Origin of the sequence: Bradyrhizobium sp. (assembly GCF_035935975.1) — a bacterium.
Lineage (GTDB): Bacteria > Pseudomonadota > Alphaproteobacteria > Rhizobiales > Xanthobacteraceae > Bradyrhizobium.
On sequence record NZ_DASYWN010000013.1, the window covers coordinates 1 to 24,432 of the forward strand.

Annotated in this window: 28 protein-coding genes; 18 read left to right on the top strand and 10 right to left on the bottom strand. The window is 64.9% G+C overall.

Features of this window, described 5'->3' with window-relative positions; all coding sequences use genetic code 11:
• Positions 1-164: 164 nt before the first annotated feature.
• A complete protein-coding gene (locus VGR99_RS05640; RefSeq protein WP_326897329.1) occupies positions 165-866 on the top strand; it encodes a nitroreductase in 702 nt (233 codons plus the stop codon).
• A 98-nt stretch (positions 867-964) separates the two neighbouring features.
• Here the strand turns inward: VGR99_RS05640 and VGR99_RS05645 are convergent, their stop codons facing one another.
• Both VGR99_RS05645 and VGR99_RS05650 read right to left on the bottom strand, forming a co-directional pair.
• Positions 965-1,513 (bottom strand): sigma-70 family RNA polymerase sigma factor, encoded by a 549-nt coding sequence (locus VGR99_RS05645; RefSeq protein ID WP_220014240.1) that lies wholly within the window; start codon positions 1,511-1,513, stop codon positions 965-967.
• Positions 1,513-1,746, bottom strand: a complete 234-nt coding sequence (locus tag VGR99_RS05650; RefSeq protein ID WP_326897331.1) for a NepR family anti-sigma factor — start codon at positions 1,744-1,746, stop codon at positions 1,513-1,515. Before VGR99_RS05650 ends, VGR99_RS05645 begins: the two co-directional genes overlap by 1 nt.
• A 208-nt stretch (positions 1,747-1,954) precedes the next feature.
• On the opposite strand from VGR99_RS05650, the gene VGR99_RS05655 reads away from it, so the two are divergent.
• The gene (locus VGR99_RS05655) at positions 1,955-2,761 is read left to right on the top strand and encodes a response regulator (protein ID WP_326897332.1); all 807 of its coding nucleotides are present in this window, start codon (positions 1,955-1,957) and stop codon (positions 2,759-2,761) included.
• A 100-nt stretch (positions 2,762-2,861) separates the two neighbouring features.
• Here the strand turns inward: VGR99_RS05655 and VGR99_RS05660 are convergent, their stop codons facing one another.
• Positions 2,862-3,719, bottom strand: coding sequence for an energy transducer TonB (locus VGR99_RS05660; RefSeq protein ID WP_326897333.1), 858 nt, complete (start codon positions 3,717-3,719; stop codon positions 2,862-2,864).
• 11 nt (positions 3,720-3,730) lie between these two features.
• Positions 3,731-3,871 (bottom strand): hypothetical protein, encoded by a 141-nt coding sequence (locus VGR99_RS05665; RefSeq protein ID WP_326897334.1) that lies wholly within the window; start codon positions 3,869-3,871, stop codon positions 3,731-3,733.
• Positions 3,872-3,898: 27 nt separating this feature from the next.
• Here VGR99_RS05665 and VGR99_RS05670 point away from each other — a divergent pair, with 27 nt between their 5' ends.
• From VGR99_RS05670 to VGR99_RS05700, 7 genes are all read left to right on the top strand, one after another.
• Entirely contained in the window at positions 3,899-4,507 is a 609-nt protein-coding gene (locus VGR99_RS05670) for a nuclear transport factor 2 family protein (protein WP_326897335.1), read from the top strand.
• 224 nt (positions 4,508-4,731) lie between these two features.
• Positions 4,732-5,259 (top strand): (2Fe-2S)-binding protein, encoded by a 528-nt coding sequence (locus VGR99_RS05675; RefSeq protein ID WP_326897336.1) that lies wholly within the window; start codon positions 4,732-4,734, stop codon positions 5,257-5,259.
• The gene (locus tag VGR99_RS05680) at positions 5,256-7,577 is read left to right on the top strand and encodes a xanthine dehydrogenase family protein molybdopterin-binding subunit (protein WP_326897337.1); all 2,322 of its coding nucleotides are present in this window, start codon (positions 5,256-5,258) and stop codon (positions 7,575-7,577) included. Before VGR99_RS05675 ends, VGR99_RS05680 begins: the two co-directional genes overlap by 4 nt.
• 315 nt (positions 7,578-7,892) lie before the next feature.
• Positions 7,893-8,297, top strand: coding sequence for a hypothetical protein (locus VGR99_RS05685; RefSeq protein WP_326897338.1), 405 nt, complete (start codon positions 7,893-7,895; stop codon positions 8,295-8,297).
• A 133-nt stretch (positions 8,298-8,430) separates the two neighbouring features.
• Entirely contained in the window at positions 8,431-10,305 is a 1,875-nt protein-coding gene (htpG, locus tag VGR99_RS05690; RefSeq protein WP_326897339.1) for a molecular chaperone HtpG, read from the top strand.
• Between the two features lie 167 nt (positions 10,306-10,472).
• Positions 10,473-10,754 (top strand): DUF3551 domain-containing protein, encoded by a 282-nt coding sequence (locus VGR99_RS05695; RefSeq protein WP_326897340.1) that lies wholly within the window; start codon positions 10,473-10,475, stop codon positions 10,752-10,754.
• Between the two features lie 30 nt (positions 10,755-10,784).
• Positions 10,785-11,057 (top strand): DUF3551 domain-containing protein, encoded by a 273-nt coding sequence (locus VGR99_RS05700; protein ID WP_326897341.1) that lies wholly within the window; start codon positions 10,785-10,787, stop codon positions 11,055-11,057.
• A 32-nt stretch (positions 11,058-11,089) separates the two neighbouring features.
• On the opposite strand, the gene VGR99_RS05705 is transcribed toward VGR99_RS05700, so the two are convergent.
• Together VGR99_RS05705 and VGR99_RS05710 are read right to left on the bottom strand one after the other, a co-directional pair.
• Positions 11,090-11,791 (bottom strand): SGNH/GDSL hydrolase family protein, encoded by a 702-nt coding sequence (locus tag VGR99_RS05705; RefSeq protein WP_326897342.1) that lies wholly within the window; start codon positions 11,789-11,791, stop codon positions 11,090-11,092.
• Positions 11,792-11,907: 116 nt separating this feature from the next.
• On the bottom strand, positions 11,908-12,888 hold the full coding sequence (locus VGR99_RS05710) for a tripartite tricarboxylate transporter substrate binding protein (RefSeq protein ID WP_326897343.1): 981 nt from the start codon (positions 12,886-12,888) through the stop codon (positions 11,908-11,910).
• 250 nt (positions 12,889-13,138) lie between these two features.
• Here VGR99_RS05710 and VGR99_RS05715 point away from each other — a divergent pair, with 250 nt between their 5' ends.
• From VGR99_RS05715 to VGR99_RS05735, 5 genes are all read left to right on the top strand, one after another.
• Positions 13,139-14,953 carry a long-chain-acyl-CoA synthetase gene (locus VGR99_RS05715; protein WP_326897344.1) on the top strand — a complete coding sequence of 605 codons (1,815 nt, stop codon included), beginning with the start codon at positions 13,139-13,141 and terminating at the stop codon, positions 14,951-14,953.
• A gap of 145 nt (positions 14,954-15,098) precedes the next feature.
• Entirely contained in the window at positions 15,099-15,344 is a 246-nt protein-coding gene (locus VGR99_RS05720; protein ID WP_015688794.1) for an acyl carrier protein, read from the top strand.
• Positions 15,331-16,713, top strand: coding sequence for a class I adenylate-forming enzyme family protein (locus VGR99_RS05725; RefSeq protein ID WP_326897346.1), 1,383 nt, complete (start codon positions 15,331-15,333; stop codon positions 16,711-16,713). The genes VGR99_RS05720 and VGR99_RS05725 overlap by 14 nt, the downstream gene beginning before the upstream one ends.
• Entirely contained in the window at positions 16,706-17,428 is a 723-nt protein-coding gene (locus tag VGR99_RS05730) for an SDR family NAD(P)-dependent oxidoreductase (RefSeq protein WP_326897347.1), read from the top strand. Before VGR99_RS05725 ends, VGR99_RS05730 begins: the two co-directional genes overlap by 8 nt.
• A 126-nt stretch (positions 17,429-17,554) precedes the next feature.
• Entirely contained in the window at positions 17,555-17,764 is a 210-nt protein-coding gene (locus VGR99_RS05735) for a hypothetical protein (RefSeq protein ID WP_326897348.1), read from the top strand.
• Between the two features lie 13 nt (positions 17,765-17,777).
• Here the strand turns inward: VGR99_RS05735 and VGR99_RS05740 are convergent, their stop codons facing one another.
• Positions 17,778-18,161, bottom strand: coding sequence for a hypothetical protein (locus tag VGR99_RS05740; RefSeq protein WP_326897698.1), 384 nt, complete (start codon positions 18,159-18,161; stop codon positions 17,778-17,780).
• Positions 18,162-18,389: 228 nt separating this feature from the next.
• Between VGR99_RS05740 and VGR99_RS05745 the strand changes: the two genes are divergently transcribed.
• Entirely contained in the window at positions 18,390-19,535 is a 1,146-nt protein-coding gene (locus VGR99_RS05745) for a DUF3095 domain-containing protein (protein WP_326897350.1), read from the top strand.
• A gap of 130 nt (positions 19,536-19,665) precedes the next feature.
• Here the strand turns inward: VGR99_RS05745 and VGR99_RS05750 are convergent, their stop codons facing one another.
• The 3 genes from VGR99_RS05750 to VGR99_RS05760 form a co-directional block, all read right to left on the bottom strand.
• Complete coding sequence (locus VGR99_RS05750) at positions 19,666-20,100, bottom strand: DUF2147 domain-containing protein (protein WP_326897351.1); 435 nt, start codon at positions 20,098-20,100, stop codon at positions 19,666-19,668.
• A 107-nt stretch (positions 20,101-20,207) separates the two neighbouring features.
• Positions 20,208-21,593, bottom strand: a complete 1,386-nt coding sequence (locus VGR99_RS05755; protein ID WP_326897352.1) for an MATE family efflux transporter — start codon at positions 21,591-21,593, stop codon at positions 20,208-20,210.
• A gap of 81 nt (positions 21,594-21,674) precedes the next feature.
• Complete coding sequence (locus VGR99_RS05760; protein ID WP_326897353.1) at positions 21,675-22,202, bottom strand: GNAT family N-acetyltransferase; 528 nt, start codon at positions 22,200-22,202, stop codon at positions 21,675-21,677.
• A gap of 225 nt (positions 22,203-22,427) precedes the next feature.
• On the opposite strand from VGR99_RS05760, the gene VGR99_RS05765 reads away from it, so the two are divergent.
• The 3 genes from VGR99_RS05765 to VGR99_RS05775 all read left to right on the top strand — a co-directional run bounded on the left by VGR99_RS05765 (position 22,428) and on the right by VGR99_RS05775 (position 24,403).
• Positions 22,428-23,024, top strand: coding sequence for a superoxide dismutase (locus tag VGR99_RS05765; RefSeq protein WP_014491764.1), 597 nt, complete (start codon positions 22,428-22,430; stop codon positions 23,022-23,024).
• A gap of 270 nt (positions 23,025-23,294) precedes the next feature.
• Positions 23,295-23,906 (top strand): permease, encoded by a 612-nt coding sequence (locus tag VGR99_RS05770; RefSeq protein ID WP_326897360.1) that lies wholly within the window; start codon positions 23,295-23,297, stop codon positions 23,904-23,906.
• Positions 23,903-24,403 (top strand): hypothetical protein, encoded by a 501-nt coding sequence (locus tag VGR99_RS05775; protein ID WP_212342110.1) that lies wholly within the window; start codon positions 23,903-23,905, stop codon positions 24,401-24,403. The genes VGR99_RS05770 and VGR99_RS05775 overlap by 4 nt, the downstream gene beginning before the upstream one ends.
• The last annotated feature ends 29 nt before the right edge of the window (positions 24,404-24,432 follow it).

A 24,432-nucleotide genomic window follows, 5' to 3' on the forward strand; every position in this document is an offset into this window, starting at 1 on the left:
TGCACGCCTCACGGCAGCCGGAAAGGCCCACAACGCCGCTCTCATCGCCTGCGCGCGAAAGCTCCTGATCTATGCCAATACCGTCCTGCAACGAGGCACGCCGTGGACCGAAAAACTCCTCGGCGTTTAATGGTTGCTACGAAGAAAGCGACGCGAGCTGATCCATGGACGCAAAAGTGACCCAGACCCAAGACCGCATCGGCGTGCTCGAAGAGCTCCTCAACGAGCGCTACTCCGTCCGCGCCTTCCTTCCCAGGGAGGTCGACCGCGCCACCATCGAGCATGTGCTGACCACCGCGCAGCGCACCGCGTCCTGGTGCAATAGCCAGCCTTGGCAGGTCATCATCGCCAGCGGCGAGGCCAAGGAGCGGTTTCGCCAGTCGATCTACAAGGAGGCCTCCGGCGGCCTCGGCGACGACTACGATTTCACGCCGCCGCGCGAATATGTCGGCGTCTATCTCGATCGCCGCCGCGAGAGCGGCTTTCAGCTCTACAACACGCTCGGCATTCCCCGCGGCGACAGAAGCGGCTACGCCAAGCAGGCGCTGGAGAACTACAATTTCTTCGGCGCGCCGCATGTCGCCATCATCCACACCAACGAGCCGCTCGGCATCTACGGTGCGATCGACTGCGGTGCTTACGTCTCGAACTTCATGCTGGCCGCCCAGGCGCTGGGGCTCGGCACGATACCGCAGGCGGCACTGGCGCGTCACTCCGGTCTGATCCGGCGCCACTTCAATCTGCCCGATGATCGCCGCGTCGTCTGCGGCATCTCGTTCGGCTATGCCGACAACGCGCACAAGGTCAACAGCTACCGCACCTCGCGCGCAACCGTCGCTGACACCGTGACGTTCGTGGATAAGTAGTCGCGCGGCACCAACCGCGCCGTCAGATCTTCGCACGCATGCAAAGGCGGCCGCAGAAGCAGCCGCCTTCACGTCTCGTCTCGATCAGTGACTTGCTGCTATCCGCCGCTGCCGCCGATCACGGCGCGCACGGTCTCGTCGGGGCCGAAATCCTCGGCGCCATCGACATAGAGCAGTGCGGCGAGCTTCGAGCGCGCGCGGTTGACGCGGCTCTTGATCGTGCCGACTGCACAGCCGCAGATCGACGCTGCATCCTCATAGGAGAAGCCGGAGGCGCCGACCAGGATGAGCGCCTCGCGCTGGTCCTGCGGAAGCTTCTCGAGCGCGCCGCGGAACTCCTCGAACTCGAGGTGGGCGTTCTGCGAAGGCTGCGTCTTCAGCGTCTTCGCGTAATTGCCCTCGGCATCCTCCACCTCCCGCCGCCGCTTGCGATAGTCGGAGCGGAACAGGTTGCGCAGGATCGTGAACAGCCACGCCGGCAGGTTGGAGCCGGGCTGGAACGAGTCGATGTTGGCGAGCGCGCGGAGCAAGGTTTCCTGCACCAGATCGTCGGCGCGGTCCGCATTGCCACTGAGCGAGATGGCGAACGCGCGCAAGCTCGGCACGGCCGCCAGGATGTCGTTACGCAGGGAGTCCGTGAGAGGCATTAATCCCTCCCATTGTTGTTGTCGTTTGAGCCCCCGTCATTTTCAACTTGGGGCGCCGCTCCCTGGGCATCAAGCTTCTTGATCAGTTCTGCGAACCGATCTGGAACCCCCTGCCGCACGACGTCGTCGTACATGGCGCGGAGCTGATGCCCGATCCGGGATTGAATCTCCGGAGTGAGCCCTCCCTTGCCGGGGGTCGTGCTTTTGCTGGCTTGAGACTTGAGATCTTTCATGACCTGTTCCACGTTTCCCCGAGTTAAGTGACTGTAAATTCGAGAAGTTTTCTCAACCGGGAGCCGTTCCCTGGATAGGCACAATTCCAGGTTCGATAAAAAGTTCCCCCCTCGGCGGAACTTTTCTTGGCCTGAGGCGTAAACAGCCCAGCAGGGGAACCCGGGCCCCCCGCGTTCGCAAGGTTGGCCCGAAATGAATGGAGTGGGGATGTCCCGTTCACAGCTTGTTGCTGAACACTTGCCGTTGTTGCGCCGGTACGCGCGCGCCCTGACGGGCAGCCAGGCCTCCGGAGACGCCTACGTTGCAGCCATGTTGGAAGCCATGCTGGGGGATCCGTCGGTGCTCGACGAGAGCCATGGGCCGCGCGCCGGCCTGTTCCGGCTGTTCACCCAGATCTGGAATTCGGTCTCCGTCAATGACGATTCCGAGGTGACGACCCTACCGATGCCGCCCGAGCGCCGGCTGTCGAACATCACGCCGCTGCCGCGGCAGGCCTTCCTGCTGCTCTCGCTCGAGGGATTCTCGGAGGAGGAAGTCGCCTACGTCCTCGGCTCCGACGTCGCCGAGACGCGGCGGCTTGCGGACGCCGCCGGACGCGAGATGGCGGCCGAGATCGCCACCGACGTGCTGATCATCGAGGACGAGACCTTCATCGCCATGGACCTCGAGAGCCTGGTGAAGAATCTCGGCCACAACGTCGTCGGAGTCGCGCGCACCCATGCCGACGCGGTGGCGCTGGCCAAGAACAAGCGGCCCGGCCTGATCCTCGCCGACATCCAGCTCGCCGACGGCTCGTCGGGGCTCGACGCGGTGAACGAGCTGCTGCGTACCTTCGAGGTGCCGGTGGTGTTCATCACCGCCTATCCGGAGCGCTTCCTCACCGGCGAGCGCCCCGAGCCGGCGTTCCTGATCTCAAAGCCGTTCCAGCCCGCGATGGTGTCGGCGGTGGCGAGCCAGGCGCTGTTCTTCCAGCGCAACTCGCGAAATCGTACGCCCAAGGCGCCGGCGGCATAACAAGGCGCCGGCGGCGTAACCAGGCCTCCATCGAACACGAGGACGGCGCGTCGCAAGGCGCGCCGTTTTTGCATGTGGCGGCGAATTGTTCTGCCTTGCCTCAGCAGCCCCGGCAAATGCTGCGAAGCATGGAATTGAGCTTGGTATCGCTCGGCCCGGGGGATTTCGCGTTCAGCTTGGCCTGGTCATCGATCCAGGATTGGAGAAATTTTTCGCGCTCCGGCGACGGCCCCGCCGCGGGCCGCGGCGTCCCGTCGAAAGTCAAGAGGATTGTCACTCTTTGCAGATCGTCCTTCGCTTCGGCGGGCGGCTTGGGGAATGGTGCGGATCGCTCGACCATCGCGAGCGTCTCCGCATCGAGTGGTGCGATGCCGGTGCTTTCCACCAACGCATTCGAGATCAATTTGCCTGAACGATCGACCACGAAGATGACGCCCGCATCACCCCGCTGGCCGATCGCCTTCGCGGGGAACACTATGTTGCGCCGGACGTGCTCGGTGACCGCCTTGCGCCATGCGGCCATAGCCTCGGACTCTGCGAAGCCGGAAGCCGGCGTGCTCAGCACCAGCCCGTTGGTCGGCACCTGGAATTGACGGCCGTTGAAGACAATCGGCACTACGAAATAGAAAGTCTCTTCCTTCAGCTCCGAAGGCGGCGCCGGGAACGGTTGGGCACGGGTGACGATCTCCAGCGCAGCATCGTCGAGCAATCGCGAGCCGGTCTTCGCAGCCAGTGCCCGCGAGACCAATCTGCCGGACCGGTCGATGACGAAGCCTACCCTGGCCTCACCGGTTTGCCCCAGTGCCTCAGCTGGAAATAGCCGGTAGCCGGCTATGTGTGTCGACAGCCTTGCCTTCCAGGCCTTGATGCTCTCGCTCTGCGATTCAGTCTGCGCATGCGCGGGGAAAGCCGCGAGCAATCCGAGGAGCGCGGCCAGCAAGGGGAATTTCATCTGCATCGACGTGGATACTAATCGCCATCAGGTTGATTGCAAGCCTTGCTGCCCGTATCGCGCTTGCCGCGTTGTGGGCAATTCGAACGGCCGCGAAGCATCGCGTGCTTGACGGCAGCTTCATTGCCCCGTTGATATTTCGGGGCGATGACAGCCATCGCCAAGCCGCCAGGAGATTTAGCGCCATGGACCAGCAACTCCTCGATCGCCTCGCCATCCGCGACCTCGTCGAGAATTGGGCGGTGTGGCGCGACGCCGGTGACTGGGAGCGCTTCGCGACCGTCTGGCACGAGGAGGGCTGGATGTCCGCCACCTGGTTTCAGGGACCGGCGCGGGATTTCATGCGCGTCAGCCAGGAGGGCTTTGCCAAGGGCGTGCGCATCCTGCATTTCCTCGGCGGCACCAGCATCGACCTCGCCGGCGAGCGGGCCATCGCCCAGACCAAGATGACGATCTCGCAGCGGGCTCTCGTGCATGACGCGCTCTGCGACGTCGTCTGCACCGGGCGCTTCTACGATTTCCTGGAGAGGCGGCAAGACCAATCAGGCATCGGTAAATGGGGCATCGTCCGCCGCCAGCCGATCTACGAGAAGGACCGGATCGACCCGGTCGATCCCGCCGCCACGCTTCGTCTCGACCAGACGGCGCTGGCTGCGCTCCCTGAGGGCTATCGCCATCTCGCCTATATGCAGGAGCTGATCGGCTACAAGGTCAAGCGCGACATGCCGGGCCTGATCGGGCCTGAGGTCGAGAAGCTCTATGGCGAAGGGCGCGAATGGCTCGCGGGGAAGTGAGCCGCGAACGAAGATAGATTCTTTGCGGCGACGAGTTTATCTCCGGAAGGCAGTTTCCTTTCGGGCCCGCTACGCCGGCCAGACGTCGCAGCCGCATTCATGAATGTGGCTCATAGCGTCATTCCATCTGCCTTGGCTAATCGCGTCTGCGCCGCACACCTATAATTCGCTCCATGCTTGTCGGCGCACGTGCATGCGTCCGACCCCGACGCCATGGAGATGGTATGATCACAATCGTCGTCAACGGCGAGAAGCGGCAGGTGCAGTCGTCGCCCGACACGCCGCTGCTCTATGTCCTGCGCAACGAGCTGAACCTGATGACTCCCAAGTTCGGCTGCGGCCTGGCGCAGTGTGGCGCGTGCTCGGTCCTGCTGGATGGTGAGGAGATCCGTTCCTGCATCACGCCGGTCGATTCCGTCACCGACAAGGAGGTTACGACGGTCGACGGTTTGCCAGCCCGCTGGGCGAAGCAGCGCAGCCTGTCCCCTGAGCGAGCGGCCAGGACGCTGCACCCGGTGCAGGAGGCCTGGATCGAGGAGCAGGTCCCGCAATGCGGGATCTGCCAGTTCGGCATGATGATCAAGGTCACCGAATTGCTGGAGCACAATCCGAAGCCGAGTGATGACGACATCAAGGAGGCGCTGACCAGCTCCGGCCCATCTCCCCACCTCTGTCGCTGCGCCAGCTATGCCGCGATCCTCGAAGGTGTGCACCGTGCCGCCAGCATCATGGCCGATGGAGATCAGGGATGAGCGGATCGATCGATACGGGCATTCCTGCCGCCTCGCTCAGCCGGCGGGGATTCCTCGCGGCGGGTGGAGCGATGATCGTCGCGCTCGGCATGAAATCGTCGGTCGCCGCCCCTGGCCCAGGTGCTTCACTTGATGCGGCACGGCCGGCGTCATGGATCGAGATCCACGCCGACGATACCGTGGTGATCCGCACCGGCAAATGCGATTTCGGACAAAGCTCGATCTATACCGCCTATCGCCAGATCGTGGCGGAGGAGCTCGGCGTCCCGTTCGAGGCGATCACGACGGTGGTGTCGGGCGATACCGACCGCTCGCCTGATGGCGGCGGGACCTTCGGCCTGTTGCGCAACAACGTCCTGAACCTGCGCAAGGTCGCCGCCTACACGCGCGAGGCGGTGCTCGATCTGGCCAGCCAGCAGCTCAGCGTTCCGCGCGATCGCCTGTCGGTGGCGGATGGCGTGGTTTCCGGCGGCGGGAAATCGGTCACGTTTGGCCGGTTGGTCGCGGGCCAGGATCTGCGCCTGACCATTCCCGTCAGCGGCGAGTTGACGGAGTTTTTCGGCCTTCAGGTCCAGGGCAGCCCGCCCTTCAAGCCTGCGGCCGCCTACACGATCGTCGGCAAGCCCTACAAGAATAGCATCGTCCGGCCGAAGATCTCGGGTGAGACGATGTGGGTCGGTGACGTCAAGCTGCCGGACATGCTGCATGCCCGTGCGATCCATCCAGCGACGCTGGGTTCGAAGCTGCTTACTGTGGGCAAGGTGGACAAGGCCCAGTTTCCCGGCGCGCATGTCGTGGTGATCGGCAATCTCGTGGCCGTGGTATCGGCCAACGAATGGGAAGCCGTTCAAGCGGCCATGCAGGTCGCCAGTGACACCAAATGGTCCGACTGGAAGGGACTTCCGGGCCACGCCCGGCTGCTGGATCACCTTCGCCAGAACGTCAAATGGGACGAAGTCCCCGCCACGAAAGGCAGCGCGAACAAGGGCGATACCGCTGTCGCCGCAGCCAAGGTTCATTCAGGCACGTATTTCATGCCGTTCCTGAAGCATGCGCCGATCGGGCCGACGGTGTCGTTGGCCGACGTGCGCCCGGACGGCTCGGTGACGGTGCATACCCACAGCCAGAATCCGCAATTCCTGCGGCGCCTCATCGCGAAGATGCTGGCCAAATCCGAAGACGCGGTGGTGATCCGGACCTATCCCGGTCCGGGGCATTTCGGCCGGTCCAACGGCGGCAACGCCGGGTCGGAGGACGAGGCCGTGCTGCTGTCCCGGGAACTGGGCCGTCCGGTCCGCGTGCAGTGGATGCGGGCCGACGACATGAAGTGGTCCACCCAGTCATCCCCGTCCTACGCCGACATCTCGATCGGCCTCGATGCCAGCGGACGCATGGCATCCTACCGCGCGGACCATAAGGGTCCGCCGATGCAGGACGATCGCCCCATCGGTGCCATTCTCGCGGGCTTGCCGACGATCGATCCGCCAAGCCCAACCAACCCCTCCCGGATACACAGTGCCGCGATGAGCGTCGTGGATCGCTGGGTCTATGGCGCTGTGCCCAACGTCGCGGAAGCCGGTCACGGCACCTATCAGATCGGTGAGAGAGAATCGCCGATCGGCGTCGGCCTGCGCGATCACAGCATGCGCACGCCGATCCAGTTTCAGCAGAACTTTCCGCGTGAGGTGGCGATCACGGAGGCGGCCGCCCTGGCAGGCGCTGATCCTCTGCAATTCCGGATCGATCATGTGAGCGACGAGCGGTTCAAGACCATTCTGGCGCGCTTGCGCGAAGAGAGCGGCTGGGTGACGCGGCGCATACCCGCCCCGGGCGCCCGGGCCAATGGCGAGGCGGTCATACGCGGCCAGGGCGTGTCGATCATGCTGCGCGACAACGGCTATTGGGCCTGTGCCGCCCACATCGCGATCTCGCCCGCCAAGGGCGAGGTGCGGGTCGAGCGGCTCACCATCGTTGTCGATCCCGGCATCGTCGTGAATCCGCTGCAGCTCCGACGCCAGGTCCAGGCCGGCAGCCTGATGGGCGTCAGCCAGACCCTGCATGAGGAGGTCGCGTTCGATGAAAAGGGGATCACCTCGGAAGACTGGAGCAGCTATCCCATCCTGACGATGGCGGAGATGCCCGATGTGAAGGTGGTGCTGGCGCCCCGGCCGGACGTCGGGGTCTACGGGCAAGGCTCCGAGAGCGCCAACGCCCTGGCCGCGCCGGCAATTGCCGGCGCCTTCCTGGATGCGACAGGCAAACCAGCCCGGCGGATTCCGCTGAGGCCTGACTATGTCAAAGCCCTGCTGACCGCCTGAGCAAACGCCGACGCGCAGCTTCCGGTTGTTCTTTCCGAAGAAAAACCGGAACCGCGCGATCTCAATGTTTCGAGAAAAAAGTAAGGCGCGACTGGCATCACCACAGTCGCGCCCTACGTCGCCGGCTTATGGGGCAGGGGGGAATAGCCGGCTGTTGAGACGACTCTCAGGTGCTGGAGTCGTTCCAGCCGGTTGCAGAATTTTTTTCAGGGTGTGTTTTTTTCGTACACGGTTAAGTGATCTTAACGGCTGAGAACTCCCGCTCCTGTCCTCGCGTTGTTCCCGCGATCGCCATGGGGCGAGGGATCGACAGCCATGTCACAGATTCAAAAGGTATTTTTTGGTGCCGTCGCGATTGCCGCGACACTTTGTGCCGTACAAGTCGGCGCCGTTCAGCTAGCCTCCGGCCACGATCTGGCCGACCGCACGCAGGCGGCCGCGGACCAGCCGAGCCACAACGTCAATCGTTCCGGCAAGACCGACCGGCTTGCCGAGATCAAGCCGTCGGCGGTTCCCACCCGCACCGTGTCGATGCGCTTGACCGAGCTTGCCGACACCTCGGTGCTGCTGCGGGTCCCCGCGGTGATCGAGACCGGCAATGCCAAGCCGCCGTCGCTGCTCCAGAAGCAGGGCCGCAACCGGCCCATCGCCTGCGAGCCGATGGTCAGCTCCCTGACCGAGGTCGCCAAGCTGCTCCAGCCCGGCCGCTGCGTGACCTGAGCCTGCTGGCAGCCATTCAGCCCCACCGACCCATCGCCCACCCTGGGGAGGGCGATCGTTCGCGTCCACTTGATCCCTGATCCCGTCGCGTTATATCCCGGTTTTCTCCACTTCTGATTGACCGGGTAAACGCATGACGACGTCAGACACGGCTGTGCATACGCAGCCTTTCCAGGCCGAGGTTTCCGAGCTTCTGCACCTCATGGTGCACTCCGTCTATTCGGAGACCGACATCTTCCTGCGCGAGCTGGTCTCCAACGCCTCGGACGCCTGCGACAAGCTGCGCTACGAGGCGATCGCCACTCCCGCTTTGCTGGGCGAGGGCGATGCGCTCAAGATCCGTATCATTCCGAACAAGACCGCGGGAACGCTCACGATCGCCGATAACGGCATCGGCATGGAGCGGCAGGAGCTGATCGACCATCTCGGCACCATCGCCCGCTCCGGCACCAAGGCCTTCGTGTCGAAGCTGAAGGAGGCCAAGGACGGGCTCGGCCTGATCGGCCAGTTCGGCGTCGGCTTCTATTCCGCCTTCATGGTGGCCGACAGGATCGTCGTCATCAGCCGGCGTGCCGGCGAGAGCGACGTCTGGACCTGGACGTCCTCCGGCGGCTCCGGCTTCGAGATCGCACGGGCCAGCGACGAGGAAGCCGCGCGCCTGACCCGCGGCACCGAGATCGTCCTGCACCTGAAGGACGACGCCAAGAAATATCTCGAGAGCTTTGAGATCGAGCGCATTGTCGGTGCCTATTCCGACAACATCCTGTTCCCGATCGAGCTCGTGCCGGAAGAGGGCGAGCCGCGCCAGATCAACTCGGCCAGCGCGCTGTGGCAGCGCTCGAAATCCGAGCTCACGGCAGACGACTACAAGAAGGCCTATCAGCAGATCGCCTCCGCCTTCGACGATCCCGCAATGACGCTGCATTATCGTGCCGAGGGCCGCTACTCCTACGCGGTGCTGCTGTTCGCGCCGTCGACGAAGCCGTTCGACCTGTTCGAGCCGAACCGCAAGGGCCGCGTCAAGCTCTACGTCCGCCGCGTCTTCATCACCGACGATGCCGATCTGTTGCCGGGCTATCTGCGCTTCATCCGCGGCGTGGTCGACAGCGAGGATCTCCCGCTCAACATCTCGCGCGAGATGCTCCAGAACAATCCGCAGCTGGCGCAGATCCGCAAGGCCGTGGCGACCCGCGTCGTGTCCGAGCTCGAAAGCCTCGCCGAGAAAGACCCGGAGAATTTTACCAAGATCTGGGACGCCTTCGGCGCGGTGCTGAAGGAAGGCATCTACGAGGATTTCGAGCGGCGCGAAAAGCTGCTGGCGCTGTCGCGCTTCACCACCACGTCGGGCGAGAAGCGCTCGCTGAAGCAGATCGTCGCCGATTTCAAGCCGAACCAGACCGAGATCTATTATCTCGTCGGCGACAGCCTGGAGCGGCTGAAGTCGAATCCGCGGCTGGAAGCGGCGGCCGCGCGCGGCATCGAGGTGCTGCTGCTGTCCGATCCGGTCGATGCCTTCTGGACCTCGATGCCGACCGAGTTCGAGGGCAAGCCGCTGAAGTCGCTGAGCCAGGGCGATCTCAATCTCGACCTGATCCCGCGCGTCGACGAGACCGACGAGGCGAAGAAGGACGAGCCCGTCGCCGATGAAGCGGCGACCATCGCCGTGATCAAGGCCGCGCTCGGCGAGCGCGTCAGCGACGTCAAGGCGTCGACGCGCCTCACCAGCTCGGCGTCCTGCCTCGTCGCCGACAGCCAGGGCCCGAGTCGCGAGCTCGAGCGCATCCTGGCGCAGCAGAACCGCGGCATGCGCACCAGGCCAGTGCTCGAGATCAATCTGCGCCATCCGGTGGTGGGCGCGATCACCAGGGCGCAGGCGGGGTCAAAGTCCGTCGACGATCTCAGCCTGCTCCTGCTCGAACAGGCGCAGATCCTGGATGGCGAACTGCCGGAAGATCCGGCCGCGTTTGCGGCGAGGCTGAACCGGCTGGTGCTGCAGGGCCTGGGCTGACGCCGCTTTGTCATGGCCGGGGCAAGCCGGCCATGACGCGTGCGTTGCGAGATCGCACTCACCTTGCCGTCATCTGTCCCCAGGAACAGTCGCCTCCGCCGAGGTGTTGTGCCATAGGAGGCCGTCGGCATCAGATCCGCCGGCGCTATCGATTCGAGGAAGTCTTCATGCGTTTGCCGATCCTGACCCTCACCGCGATTGTCACGCTGTTTGCTGCGGCAGATGCGCGCGCCCAGACCTATGATCCGCGCTATCCGGTGTGCATGCACGTGTACACGCCCGGCGGCTGGGGCGGTGGCGGCGACTACTATGATTGCTCGTTCACCTCGATCCCGCAGTGCCGCGCCACGGCGTCGGGCCGCTCCGCGAGCTGCGACGTCAACCCCTATTACGCGTTCGACGAACCGCCGCCGCCTCCGCGCAAGCGTCACAAGAAGCCGCAGTACTGATCCGCGCGGCGGCGGGCAGGAGCATCCGTCATGCGTCGCTCATTCGGCCTGGCTTTGATCGTCGGTGCGCTGCTCGCAGCCGCGCCGTCGCATGCGCAGACGTTCGATCCGAACTTTCCCGTCTGCATGCACGTCTATTCCGGCGCGAACGGCGGAGGCGGGGAGTGGTACGATTGCTCGTTCACGTCGCTGCCGCAATGCCGCGCCACCGCGTCAGGTCGCTCCGCGAGCTGCGATCTCAATCCGTATTATCCGGTCAGTCCGCCGCCGCGCCCGCGCCACCGGCGAGGCGGCTGGCACTGAGCGGCAACGCGGGCTGAGTTGCCGCGTGTACCTCAGGAGGACTGCGCCTTCTTGACTTCGGCGTCGATCGCGGCGGTCAATTGCCAGGTCATCTTGTCCGTCGTCCAGTCGCTTGCATGCAGCCTTTTGTCGTCGCCCGGATCGACCATCCGGTCGAACGAGATCTTTGCGATATCGTGCCAGCCCTGCATCAGCTCGAAGCGGCGGAAGACGTTGACGCCCTTCGCATGCGCGATCTCGCTGATCATCGCGACCATGTCGATCGCTCTCTTCTCCTTCGCCGGCGTCAGCAGCGCCGGCACATATTGCAGGTCCATCAGGATCACGTCGATCCGCTCTTTCGCCAGCAACTGGTCGACGCCATCGGAGATGGCCTTCGTGGTGTCCTTGAAGGACGGCGGGTTCTGTTGCCAAACCGCATTGGTGCCGACTTGCCAGATCACGAGATCCGGATTCTGGTCGAAGACATCGTGCTGGAAGCGCATGAGCTCCATGGGAGCGTCTTCGCCGCCGACGCCACGGTTGACGACATCGATCGTGACCTTCGGGTATTGAATCCGAAGGTCCGCCAGGAGTCGTTGCGGATAGGGCGTGATGCCCCCTTCGCCCGCCGTGGTCGACGAGCCGATCGCGACCACCTTGACCTGTCCCTCCTTCAGCCGGCCGGCGAAATTATCCAGCGGCTCGTCGAACGGCGTCACGTTGACCGGAATCTGTGAGGGGTCGAGAACCACGGTTGCCTCCCTATCGCAATTCCGACAACGTTAGGTAGCAAGACAATAGCCTGTTTACCCGCCGGCGCCTAGCCTCGCGAGGCCGGCCGTCGCGTTAGCCTATTCCCTCTTTTGGCCTACTCCTTCTTGATCCCCGACAACTCGACAACCTTGCGCCAGCGGTCGGTCTCGGCCGTCAGCATGCTGCCGAACTCGCCGGCGTTGCCGTGCAGGGGGATCGCGCCGAGCTCGGCGATGCGGGCCTTGATCTCGGCGTCGGACAAAGCGGTGTCGATCTCGCGATTGAGCAGGTCGACGATCTCGCGCGCAGTATCGTGCGGGGCGCCGACGCCGTAGAACGACGAGGTCTCGTAGCCGGGGAGCGTGTCCGCGATCGGCGGCACCTCCGGCAAAATCTCCGAGCGCTCGCGCGTGGTGACGCCGAGCGCGCGCAGCTTGCCGGCGCGCACCAGCTCGAACGACGAGGTGACGTTGTCGAACATGCCCTGGATCTGGCCGCTCATCACGTCGGTCAGGCCCGGCGCCGAGCCGCGGTACGGCACGTGGGTGAACTGCACGCCGGCCAGCGACTTGAACAGCTCGCCGGACAGATGCAGCGAGGTGCCGATGCCGGAGGAGGCGATCGACATCTTGCCGGGATTGGCCTTGGCGTAGGCGACGAAGTCGGCGACGGTCTTCACCGGCAGATCGTTGTTGACGACCAGCACCAGCGGAATCCGCGCCACGCCCGCGACCGGCGCGATGCCCTTGGCGAAGTCATAGGGCAGCGCCGGATCGAACGAGGCGTTGATCGCGTTCGCGGTCGAGGTCAGCAGCAGCGTGTAACCGTCGGGCGCCGATGTGATCACCGCCTGTGTCCCGATATTGCTGCCGGCGCCGGGCTTGTTCTCGACCACGAAGGTCTGGCCGAGCCGGTCGGACAGGCGCTGGCACAGCAGCCGCGACAGCACGTCGGTGGCGCCGCCCGGCGCGTAGGGAACCACCCATTTCACGCTGCGTGAGGGATAGGAGGGATCGCCGATGGCGAAGGCGCGCGGCGCAGCGAGCACCGCTGCGGCGCAGGCGGCGGTCTGAAGGAAATGGCGCTTGGTGATCATTGCGGCCTCCAGTTCATCTCTCGCGAAGAGAGGGGACGCGCGCTGCGCGCCCGAATGGCTGGATTTGCTATCGCAAGAAACGCGGAAGGTCGCACGTCGATCCCGTCGGCTTGGTAAAGGATGACTAGAGTTAATCCCGCACTAACCGGGTTTTACCTTGTCTCTTAACACCTGGGCAGGGCGCGCGGGTCTATTCTGCCGGAAGCTCAGCAGAGATCGGCCAAGAGATCGCCCAAGAACTCGTCAAGAGATGAACGATATGTCCACCGGCGTCATCACGCAGCCGAAAGCCGCGCGCGCACCTTCCGCGTCGAAAATCTGGCTGAAGGCGATCGAGCTCACCGCACGGATCGAGACGCTGCCGGGCCGGCTGTTCGCCGACGTCGTCGACGATTGGGCGCGGCGCCAGCCCGATCGCGTCGCGCTGGTTACGGACGATGAAGCGCTCGACTATGACGGCCTGTCGAAGCGCATCAGCCGCTATGCGCGTTGGGCTCGGTCCGTTGGCGTCGCCAAGGGTGACACCGTCGCGCTGATCATGCCGAACGGCATCGACTATGTCGCGGCCTGGCTCGGCATCAGCCGCGTCGGCGGCGTGGTCGCACTGATCAACACCAAGCTCATCGGTCCATCGCTCGCACATTGCCTCAACGTCGCCGGGCCGCGGCACATCATCGTGGCGCATGAGCTGACGGGGACGCTGGAGAACGCAGCCCCGCACCTGAACACGCAGGCAAAAGTCTGGACCCATGGCGATGCCCGCGGCGAGCGCGCCATCGACGTCGCGCTTGCCGCGCTGGACGACGCTCCGCTTGCGCCGGACGAGCACGGTGGCGTCACCATCGACGATCGCGCCTTGCTGATCTACACCTCCGGCACCACGGGCCTGCCGAAGGCCGCCAGCATCAGCCACCGCCGCATCCTCAACTGGGGCTTTTGGTTCGCGGGTCTCACCGGGGCCACGCCGCAGGACCGGCTCTATGACTGCCTGCCGTTGTTCCACTCGGTCGGCGGCATCGTCGCGCCCTGCAGCATGCTCGCCGCCGGCGGCTCGGTGGTGATCGCGGAAAAATTCTCGGCTTCGAATTTCTGGCCTGACGTCGTGCGGCACGACTGCACGCTGTTCCAGTATATCGGCGAGCTCTGCCGCTATCTGCTCAAGGCGCCGCCGTCGGAATACGAGAACCGCCATCGCTTGCGGCTCGTCTGCGGCAACGGCCTGCGCGGTGACATCTGGGAGGACTTTCAGGCGCGCTTCGCCCTCCCGCGCATCCTCGAATTCTACGCGGCGACCGAAGGCAATTTCTCGCTGTTCAACGTCGAGGGCCAGCCGGGCGCAATCGGCCGTATTCCGCCGTTGCTCGCGCATCGGTTTCCCGCCGGCATCGTCAAGCTCGATCCAGATAGCGGCGCGCCACTGCGCAACGAAGAAGGCTTCTGCATCGCCTGCGCCCGCGGTGAGGCCGGCGAAGCCATCGGCCGCATCGGCAAGGCGGATGAAGGCGGCGGCCGCTTCGAGGGCTACACGGATGCGGGCGAGACCGAGAAGAAGATCCTGCGCGATGTCTTCGCCAAGGGCGATGCCTGGTTCCGTACCGGCGATCTGATGCGGCTCGACGACAAGGGCTTCTTCCATTTCGTCGACCGGATCGGCGACACCTTCCGCTGGAAGGGCGAGAACGTCGCGACCTCGGAGGTCAACGACGCCGTGCGCGACTTCACCGGCGTGATCGACGCCACCACCTACGGCGTCAGCATCCCCGGGACCGACGGTCGCGCCGGCATGAGCGCCATCGTCGTGAATGAAGGCTTCGACATCGACGCGCTGCCCGCCCATCTCGCGCAACGCCTGCCTACCTATGCCCGTCCCGTCTTCATCCGCATCTCGCGCGAGCTCGATGCGACCGAGACGTTCAAGCAGAAGAAGGGCGAGCTGGCGCGCGAGGGATTTGATCCCGCCGCGATTGCCGATCCGCTGTTCATGCTCGACCCGAGATCCGGCGCCTATGCCGCGCTCGATGCCGGGACGTTTACCAAGATCAACGACGGCACGATCAGGCTCTAGCGCCGCGAAAATGCGGAGATAGGTCCAATTTTATCTGAATTGTCCAAGAAGCCATTTACTTCTGTCGGGTAAACAGACGGCCATGGGGAGGCGGTCATCAAGAGCCGCCGCAACAAGTGATATCGATAACAAGAGCGAGCCAGCCATGTCGGTACGGTCTAAGGTCATTGAAGCGATCCAGCAGATCGCCAAAGAGCAGCATGTGACGCTTCCCGCCCTCTCGGACGATCTGTCCCTGCACGAGACGGGCTTCGACTCGCTCGCCTTCGCCATTCTGGTGGCGCGTCTCGAGGACGAGACCGGCGTCGACCCCTTCACCATTTCCGAGGACGCAGCGTTCCCCGCCACCGTGGGCGACTTCGTGCGGGCCTACGAAAATGTCCCCGCGTGAGATCTTTGCGCTCCGCGACTATCTGAGCCCGGAGCTGACCGGCCGCACGCTGTCGGATGCGCACCATGTCGTGTCGCTGACGGATATCCTGTCGCAGACGGTCCTCGGTGGCCGCCTGCGCGAACTGTCCGGCCGCGCGGTGCTGTTGAAACTGTCCGACCAGCTCCGCTCCGGCATCGCCATGATCGAGCTCGACGGCATCGCCCGTCGCATGCTGCTGTGCCCGCCCGATCTCAATCCCGCCTATCTCGACGCGCTGATCGCCGATGCCGGGATCGATGCCGTCGTCACCGACGAGCCCGATCGCTGGGCCGCGACCGGCGTGCCGCTGGTCGTTACCGCACAATTGCCGCTTCAGGCCACCGCGCCTGTCAAGACCGAGCGCGCCACCGAATGGCTGATGCTCACCTCGGGCACCTCAGGCGTGCCGAAAATCGTTGGCCATACGCTGGAAGCGCTCACCGGCGCCATCGTCGCTGAAGGTCCCGCGAAGGGCCCCGCGCCGGTCTGGGCCACGTTCTACGACATCCGCCGCTATGGCGGCCTGCAGATCTTTCTTCGCGCGGTGCTTTCCGGCGGCTCGATGGTCCTGTCCGACCCGCATGAGGCGCTCGGCGATCACGTCGCGCGGCTGAATGTGCGCGGCGTCTCGCACATCTCCGGCACGCCCTCGCACTGGCGCAAGCTGCTGATGAGCGGCTCGGCTGCGCAGTTCGCGCCCGGCTATGTCCGTCTCTCCGGCGAGATCGCGGACCAGCCGGTGCTGGACGGCCTCAGGGCCGCATTTCCCAATTCTTCCGTCGGCCATGCCTATGCCTCGACCGAAGCCGGCGTCGGCTTTGCGGTCAATGACGGGCTCGAAGGTTTTCCGGCTGATTATCTCGGCAACCGCAACGGCGTCGAGATGAAGGTCGTCGACGGATCGCTGCGGATTCGTTCGACGCGCACTGCGCACGCCTATATCGGCCGCAACGCTGCCCCGCTCACCGATGACGATGGCTTCGTCGACAGCGGCGATATCGTCGAGCTGCGCGGCGATCGCTATTATTTCGTCGGCCGCCGCGGTGGCATCATCAATATCGGTGGCCTGAAGGTTCACCCCGAGGAGATCGAGGCAGTCATCAACCGCCATGCCGATGTACGGATGTCGCGCGCCAAATCGCGCCGCAGCCCGATCACCGGCGGCATCGTCGTCGCCGACGTGATCCTCGCCGACGGCACCGATCAGGCGCGCGCGAAGGAGATCCGCGACCAGATCCTGGATCAGTGCCGCGCCCAGCTCGCCTCGCACAAGGTGCCGGCGGTGATCCGCTTCGTCGAGGCGCTCGACGTCACCCCGGCCGGCAAACTGGCGCGCACCGATGCATAATGTCCTCGTCACCGGCGGCAGCCGCGGTATCGGCCTTGCGATCGGCCAGCGTCTCGTCGGCGCCGGCTTCAACGTGATCGCGGCGGCGCGGCGCGAGAGCGACGAGCTCAAGGCTGCAATCGCCGCCTCCGAGGGCCGCCTGCATTTCCGCGCCTGCGACCTCGCGGTGATCGACGCGATTCCCGCTTTCGCAAAGCTCGTGCGCGACGAGTTCGGCCCGATCTACGGCCTCGTCAACAATGCCGGCCTCGGCACCGAGGGCCTCCTCGCCACCATGCACAATTCGGAGATCGAGGCGCTGGTGCAGCTCAACGTGCTGTCGCCGATCATCCTCACCAAATATGTCGCGCGCCAGATGATGGCGGATGGTGCCGGCCGCATCATCAACATCTCCTCGATCATCGCGACCACCGGTTATAACGGCCTGTCCGTCTATGGCGCGACCAAGGCGGCCGCCACCGGCTTCACTCGTTCGCTCGCGCGCGAGGTCGGCAAGCTCGGCATCACCGTGAATGCGATCGCGCCCGGCTTCATCGACACCGAGCTGACGCACAATCTCTCCGACGAGAGCCGCAAGCGCATCGCCGGCCGCAGCGCGCTGCGTCGTCTGCCTGAGACGGACGACGTCGCACGCATGGTGGAATATCTGCTCGGCGAGGGTGGCCGCAACGTGACCGGCACCGTGTTCACGATCGACGCGGGCAATACCGCGTAGGCGGAACTCCGCCGCCACAATTGCGTTGATCCGGCGCAATGACATCAAGCCGGATTTGGTCGTAAGATGCCCCGCAATCGATTGGATTACGTCAATCGATCTGCCCTAAACGACGGGGAGCAGTCGATGGCCACGCAGAACATGATCGCTTCAAATCCGGGCCGTGCCGAGCAATCTCGCGCGAAGCCGGACGATGTGCGCTGTCCGCCGATGGCAAATCAAAATTCCGGCAGTCACGGCTACGAAATGTATCCGCAGCAATTCGTGCGCCTGGTCGGCTGTCACGACGCCTCGCTCGATGCCTTGCGCAAGCGCGAGGATGAGAAGCTGCATTAGAGCGTATCTGCGCTCACGTCCGTTGTTTTGGCAGGTCGATCCGTTGATGTGAGAATTCCGGCGGCCCCTCGGTGAGGCGACGGATGCGGCGCTCGCGTTCGTCCGCGGGCAATGCGGGATCGAGCAGGCTCTCGATCTCGTGCACGGCAACCTCCTCGATCCTGGTGGCGTCCGAGGCGATGGACTGCGCCGAGGTGACCGCCGGGGGCGCGATCTTCAGGCCGAACTCGATCAGCTTGCAGATCGCGTCCGAGCGGGTGAGGTGATGGGCCTCGGCCCAGGCATCGACGGCATGGGTCAATCGTTCCGGCATCTTCACCGCGCTGATCGGGTCAAGCCCCGTGCGCCGGCGGACCGGAGCGGTGGAGTCCTTGTTGCCGAACTCGGGCACTTCGATATCCCATGCAATATCTGGAGATACCCCGAGCGTAGCCGCTCTCCGCGGCCGGCTGTTTGATACTGATCAATTTGATACTGATCAATGACGAACTGCGGCAATGCAGCGCGGCCTCGTCTTGTTGTCCGGGCCGGTTTCGGCCAATGATCGCAAGGACGCCGGCGAACCCGGATCGATCCTGCCACGTATCTTCCGCGGACGCGCTTTCCAACCATCCGGCATCACCCGATGACATCAGGCGAATCCTTCTATGGCGGCATTCCCGTCTTTCGCGGCTTCACCAGCCTGATGGATCCCGCGCTCTATGCGCCACTGCCTGATGACTGGAGCATCGGCGTTGCGGACATCGTCGATTCCACCAAGGCGATCGCGGCACAGCGCTACAAGGCGGTCAACATGGCCGGCGCCGCCGTGATCGCGGCGGTGACGAATGCCCTGGAGGGACGCGAATTCCCCTTCGTGTTCGGCGGCGACGGCGCCAGCTTTGCCGTTGCGCCCGACGATCTCGATCGTGCCCGCGATGCGCTGGCCGCGACCGCGACCTGGGTGTGGGAGGAACTCGATCTGAAGATGCGTGTCGCGCTGGTGCCTGTCGGCGCCATCCGCGCGCAGGGGCTCGACGTGCGCGTCGCGCGCTTCGGGCCGTCGGCAAACCTGTCCTATGCGATGTTCTCCGGCGGTGGGCTCGCCTGGGCCGACGCCGCGATGAAGCGCGGCGAGTTCGCGGTCACGGAAGCGCCCGCCGGGACGCAGCCCGATCTTTCCGGGCTGTCCTGCCGCTTCGAGGTAATGCCGGCTGCGCGCGGCCTGATCCTGTCGCTGCTGGTGATGCCTGCGCGCGGCGCCGATCCCGCGGCCTTCCGCAAGGTGATCGAGGATATCATCCACCTCGTCGAGCGCAGCCCGGATGGCGGCCGGCCGGTGCCTCCGCAGGGGCCGCCGCTGAAATGGCCGCCGCAGGGGCTGGACTATGAGGCCCGCACCAGGCGCGGCGGTCCGCTGCTCGCGCGGCGCGCCAGCGTGCTGGCCTACACGTTGTTCGTCTATCTGATCATGCGCTTCGACCTCAATGTCGGTGGCTTCGTGCCCAACATCTACAAGCGCCAGGTGGTCGAGAATTCGGACTTCCGCAAATATGACGACGGCCTGCGCATGATCCTCGACTGCACCCCGCAGCTCGAGCGGGCCCTCAGCGAACGTCTCGCGATCGCCGCGCGCGACGGCATCGTGCGCTACGGTCTCCACCCGCAGGACGCCGCAATGATGACCTGCTTCACGCCCTCGGCGCTGCGCAGCGACCACGTCCATTTCATCGACGGCGCACGAGGCGGCTATGCCTCGGCGGCGACGGCGTTGAAGACGATGATGGTGTAAAAGACTCTCGTGCCCCGGACGCAGCGCAGCGTGAAACGATGCGCTGCAGAGCCGGGGCCCATCGCAGTGTGGGTCCCGGCTCTGCGAAGCAGCGCTTCGCGCCGCATCGCGTCCGGGACACAGGAGCCGGTTAGCGCCCCGCGCGGGTCCAGGTCTCACCGCCGCAGAGCGCGCCGACGCAGCCTTCGACCCGCAGCGAGTCCGCGCCCGTGACCGAGACGCTGCTCGCATAGGTGCTGCCGTCGTCGGCATTGTAGATCTGGCCCGACCATTTGTTCGGCCCTGAGGGCTGCATGCCGCTGAACAGCGGCAGGCCGATCATCGGGCGCTTCGCCAGCGCGGGATTGGGATTCTTGCTGTCGGTGGCGGGCTGTCCGGTCGCAGTGTCCATGGGCTCGCGCAGCCAGACGATGTGGCCGCAGATGCCGCCGCCGCATTTGCCGATCTTGACGCGGGCATCACCGGCCTGGGTGAGCCAGGTGCCGTCGGCGCTCTGCGCTTGGGCGGAAGTCGCGCAAAGCAGCGCAGCCAGAATGACGATGAGAGCGGCGAATCTGAATGTCATGGAAGAGCCCCAGAAATAGAGGCGCCTCAATAGCAGCAAATTCGGCGCGTGCAACGCCCGATGGAATCACATTTCTGAGCTTGTTTGCCTGCGCTTATGGCCTGCGCTCATTTGCCCCAGCGGACCAGGGCGACCGAGGCCGCCGTCGAGAGCCCGAACACGATCATGGCGCCACCGACCAGCGCGAACAAGGACCAGGCCGGCGCCTGCGCCATCATCAGGCCGACGCCGCCGATCGCGACGATCAGAAGCCTGCCTGTCGACGCCAGCACGGGTCCGCCGACGCGCGCAGCACCCTGCGAGGAGAAATACAGCGACACGCCGATGCCGAAGAACGCGAAGGCGGGCCCCGCCCAGTGGAAATAGCTGTGAGCGGCAGCGGTGACGCCGGGATCGCGCGTGAACAGCGACACCCAGAGCGACGGATCGAGCGCGATGACGAGGCCGATCAGGCCGACGGTCAGTCCCGAGGCCGCGGCCGCGGTCCAGGCGACGCGCCGCGCACGCTTCATGTCGCCGGCGCCGATCGCCATGCCGACCATCGGCACCGAGGCGATGCCGAAGGCGAAGGTGATCGGGATCAGCAAAAATTCCAGCCGCGAGCCGATGCCATAGCCGGCCAGCATCTCGGTGCCGAACGTCGCCAGGATCTTTGTGAAGATCAAGATGGTGAGCACGGTCTGCAACGGCGACAGGCAGGCCACCGCGCCGACCTTGAGAATGTCCAGGAACATCGCGCGCTCGAAATGGAAGGCGCGGAATTTCAGCGGCAGTCGGCTGCGGCCGGACAGCAGATACCAGAGAAAGAAGATCGCCGCGCAGCTGAATGCGATCAGCTGGCCGGCGGCGACGCCGGGCATGCCGAATTGCTTCACGCCGAACAGGCCGAGCCCGAGTGTGCCGCCGAGCGCGATCTGCAGCACGCTCGCTCCGATCAGAATCATCGAGGGCAGGCGCATGTCGCCGGTGCCGCGGATCACCGAGGCCAGCGTGTTGACGAGCCAGATCGCGACCGCGCCGGAGAACAGCATCTGCGAATAGCCGCAGGCTTCCTCGAGCACGCGCTCGCGGCCGCCGAGCAGCGTGAAGAACGAGCGGCCGAAGGCGAGCATCGTCACCGTGAAGAACAGCCCGCCGCAGAGGCCGATGATGGCGGCATGCACCGCCAGCGTCGCGGCGCGGTCGCGTTTGCCGGCGCCGAGCGCGCGGCTGATCGCGGAGGAGACGCCGCCGCCCATCGCGCCCGCGCTCATCATCTGCGTCAGCATCGCGAACGGAAACACCAGCGCGATCGCCGCCAGCGGAATGGTGCCGAGCCGGCCGATATAGGAGGTCTCCGCGATCGCAACCAGCGTGCTGCCGACCATCGCGATCATGTTGGGGATCGCAAGCCGGAGCAGCGTCGGCAGGATCGGCGCCGTCAGCAGGCTGGCGATCGGGGAGGCGACCGGTGCGCGCGGCGGGACGGCGTCTAGCGGGGCGTCGATCGTCATGTTCACCGGGCGGAATATCAGATGATGATCGACATATTACCGGCTGGCCTGCGCCCGCGCCAGCCGGTCGTCACGCAGGGCTCACCAGGGCAGGCCGCAGAGGTCGATGGTGCCCAGCGTCGGTGCGCGGACGATGTTGAAGACATAGGGCGCCATGGCATCGAAGCGGATCCACCCCTCCGGCTGCTCGCAATAGACCTCGCCCTTGAACGGTAGCCAGCTGCGGGCCGCGTAGAAGGCGTAATTGTGCGGCTCGCAGAACAGCAGCGCGAAACGGACCGCCTCGTTCGCACGCATGGTGTGCACGGCTGCGTCGATCGCAATGGTGGCATAGCCGCGGCCGCGCCGGTCCTCGCGGGTGCAGACGCCGCCGATGCCGCCGATATGCACCTTCTGTCCGTTCCAGGTGACGGTGCGGAAGTAGATGCCGACATGGCAGACGAGGCCGTCCTCGGGTGTCTCGAGCAGGACGCGCAGATCGGCATGGGCCCATTTGACGTGGCTCCAGGACGGCTTCTGGGCCGCGTCGCGTCCCCAGACTGCGCTGAGCAATGGCTGTGCCATCGGCCACGCGGCGTCGCCGTTCAAAATGTCGATTTCGATGCTCATGGCTCTGCCTTGTGGTCCCCGGCTGCGTGATGCATTCGTTCTGTCATAAGCGCCTCAAAGGCAATGATATTTTGCGGCAGGTCGAAACGCGTCACGTGCTTGCGTCGATTTTATGCAATCCGGCCGCATCACGCCTTTTCGCAAATTGGCGGTATTTAACGACGGTGGAACCTTCTATAAGAGTCCCCGTTAAACCAGTTCCCCATCAGTCGCGGACAACATCCCATGACCTTTACGCTGCCCCCCCTCCCTTACGCCTATGACGCCCTCGGCCAGTTCATGTCGAAGGAGACGCTGGAATTCCACCACGACAAGCATCATCAGGCCTACGTCACCAACGGCAACAACGCGCTCAAGGGCACCGAATGGGAAGGCAAGTCCCTTGAGGAGATCGTCAAGGGCTCGTTCGGCAAGAACCCCGCGGTGTTCAACAACGCCGGCCAGCACTACAACCACATCCACTTCTGGAGCTGGATGAAGCCCAATGGCGGCGGCACCAAGCTGCCGGGCAAGCTCGAGAAGAAGATCAACGAGGACCTCGGCGGCTTCGAGAAGTTCAAGACCGACTTCCAGGCGGCCGGCGTCGGCCAGTTCGGCTCCGGCTGGTGCTGGCTCCAGGTCAAGAACGGCAAGCTCGAGATCTCCAAGACCCCGAACGGCGAGAATCCGCTGGTGCACGGCGCCACCCCGATCCTCGGCTGCGACGTCTGGGAGCACTCCTACTACATCGACTATCGCAACCGCCGTCCCGACTATCTCAAGGCGTTCGTCGAGAACCTCGTGAACTGGGAATACGTCGAGTCCCTGTTCGACAAGGCGTAAGTAACGCACGTCATCCCGGGGCGATGCGCAGCATCGAACTATGGTGCGCGATTGCGCACCTGAGGATATCGAGATTCCGGGCTCGCGGCTTCGCGCGCCCCGGAATGACAACAAGGCGGTCGCTCGCGCGGCCGCCTTTTTGCTGTGCGGAATTGACTGATTGAGTCAGTCCTGCGCAGCGCGCGCACGGGTCTGTCATCGTTCCGTTTGCATCGCCTCGACGGCGCCCTTAATCAGGAGAGGCATCACCCTCGAGACGCTCTACACCCGTTGTCAGAACCTTCCCCGAACAATCCGGCGCCTGCCGAGGACGCGGACTCCGAGCCCCGGCCGGGACGGGTTCGCAAGCCGATCGGCTGGTCGACGATCATCATTGCCGCCCTGGTGGCAGTAAGCGCGGGCCTGGTCTGGCGGCGTGACGGCACCGACGGCGTTCTCGACATTCTCACCCACGATCTCTCGCTGTTCGGCGGCATCCTGCCGCGCGTGCTGGCCGGCTGCCTGCTAGGCGCCTTCATCTCCGAGATCCTGCCGCACGAGAAAGTCTCGCGCTCGCTCGGACCGAAATCCGGCCTGGTGGGCCTTCTGATCGGCACCGCCTTCGGCGCGATCCTGCCGGGCGGGCCCTTCACCGCCTATCCGGTGGCGAGTGCGCTGCTCGCCGTCGGCGCCGATTTCGGCGCGACCATCGCCATGGTCGTGAGCTGGACGCTGATCGGCTATGGCCGCGCCGTCGCCTGGGAAATCCCGATCATGGGCACCGATTTTACGCTGTGGCGGATATTGATCTCGCTGCCGCTGCCGGTGCTGGCCGGCGCGCTCGGCCGCTTCGTCTATGTCCGGGTCTATCCGAAGCGCGACAGCGACGAGGACGCCGCATGAGCGCGGCGCTCCTGATCGACATCCTGCTGTGGGGCTCGGTCCTCGGGGTCGGCCTGATCGCCTTCCGCCGCGGTCCCCCGGTGTTCAAGGCCTCGCTGCGCGAGGGCTCGATGGATTTCATCAACATCGTGCCGCGGATCGCGCTCGGCGTGATCGGTTCCGGCTACATCGCCGCCATCATCCCGCAGGAGGTGATCACCGGCTGGCTCGGCCCGGACAGCGGCTGGCTTGGGGTGGCGACCGCCGTGGTCGCCGGCGCTGCCACCCCCGGCGGCCCTGTGATCGGCTTCTCCATCGGAACCGTGGCCCTGAAGTCCGGCGGCGGGGTGCCGCAGGTGGTCGCCTATGTCGTGGCCTGGGCCCTGTTCGCCTTCCAGCGGGTGATTTTGTGGGAAATCCCGTTCATGCCGGCCCGTTTCGTCTGGTTCCGCTGCGCCGTTTCGGTGCCGTTTCCGTTCGTGGCCGCTGCCATCGCGATGGTGATAGGCAAGCCCTGAGCCGGCCGTGGACAGTCGTAATGTTATAA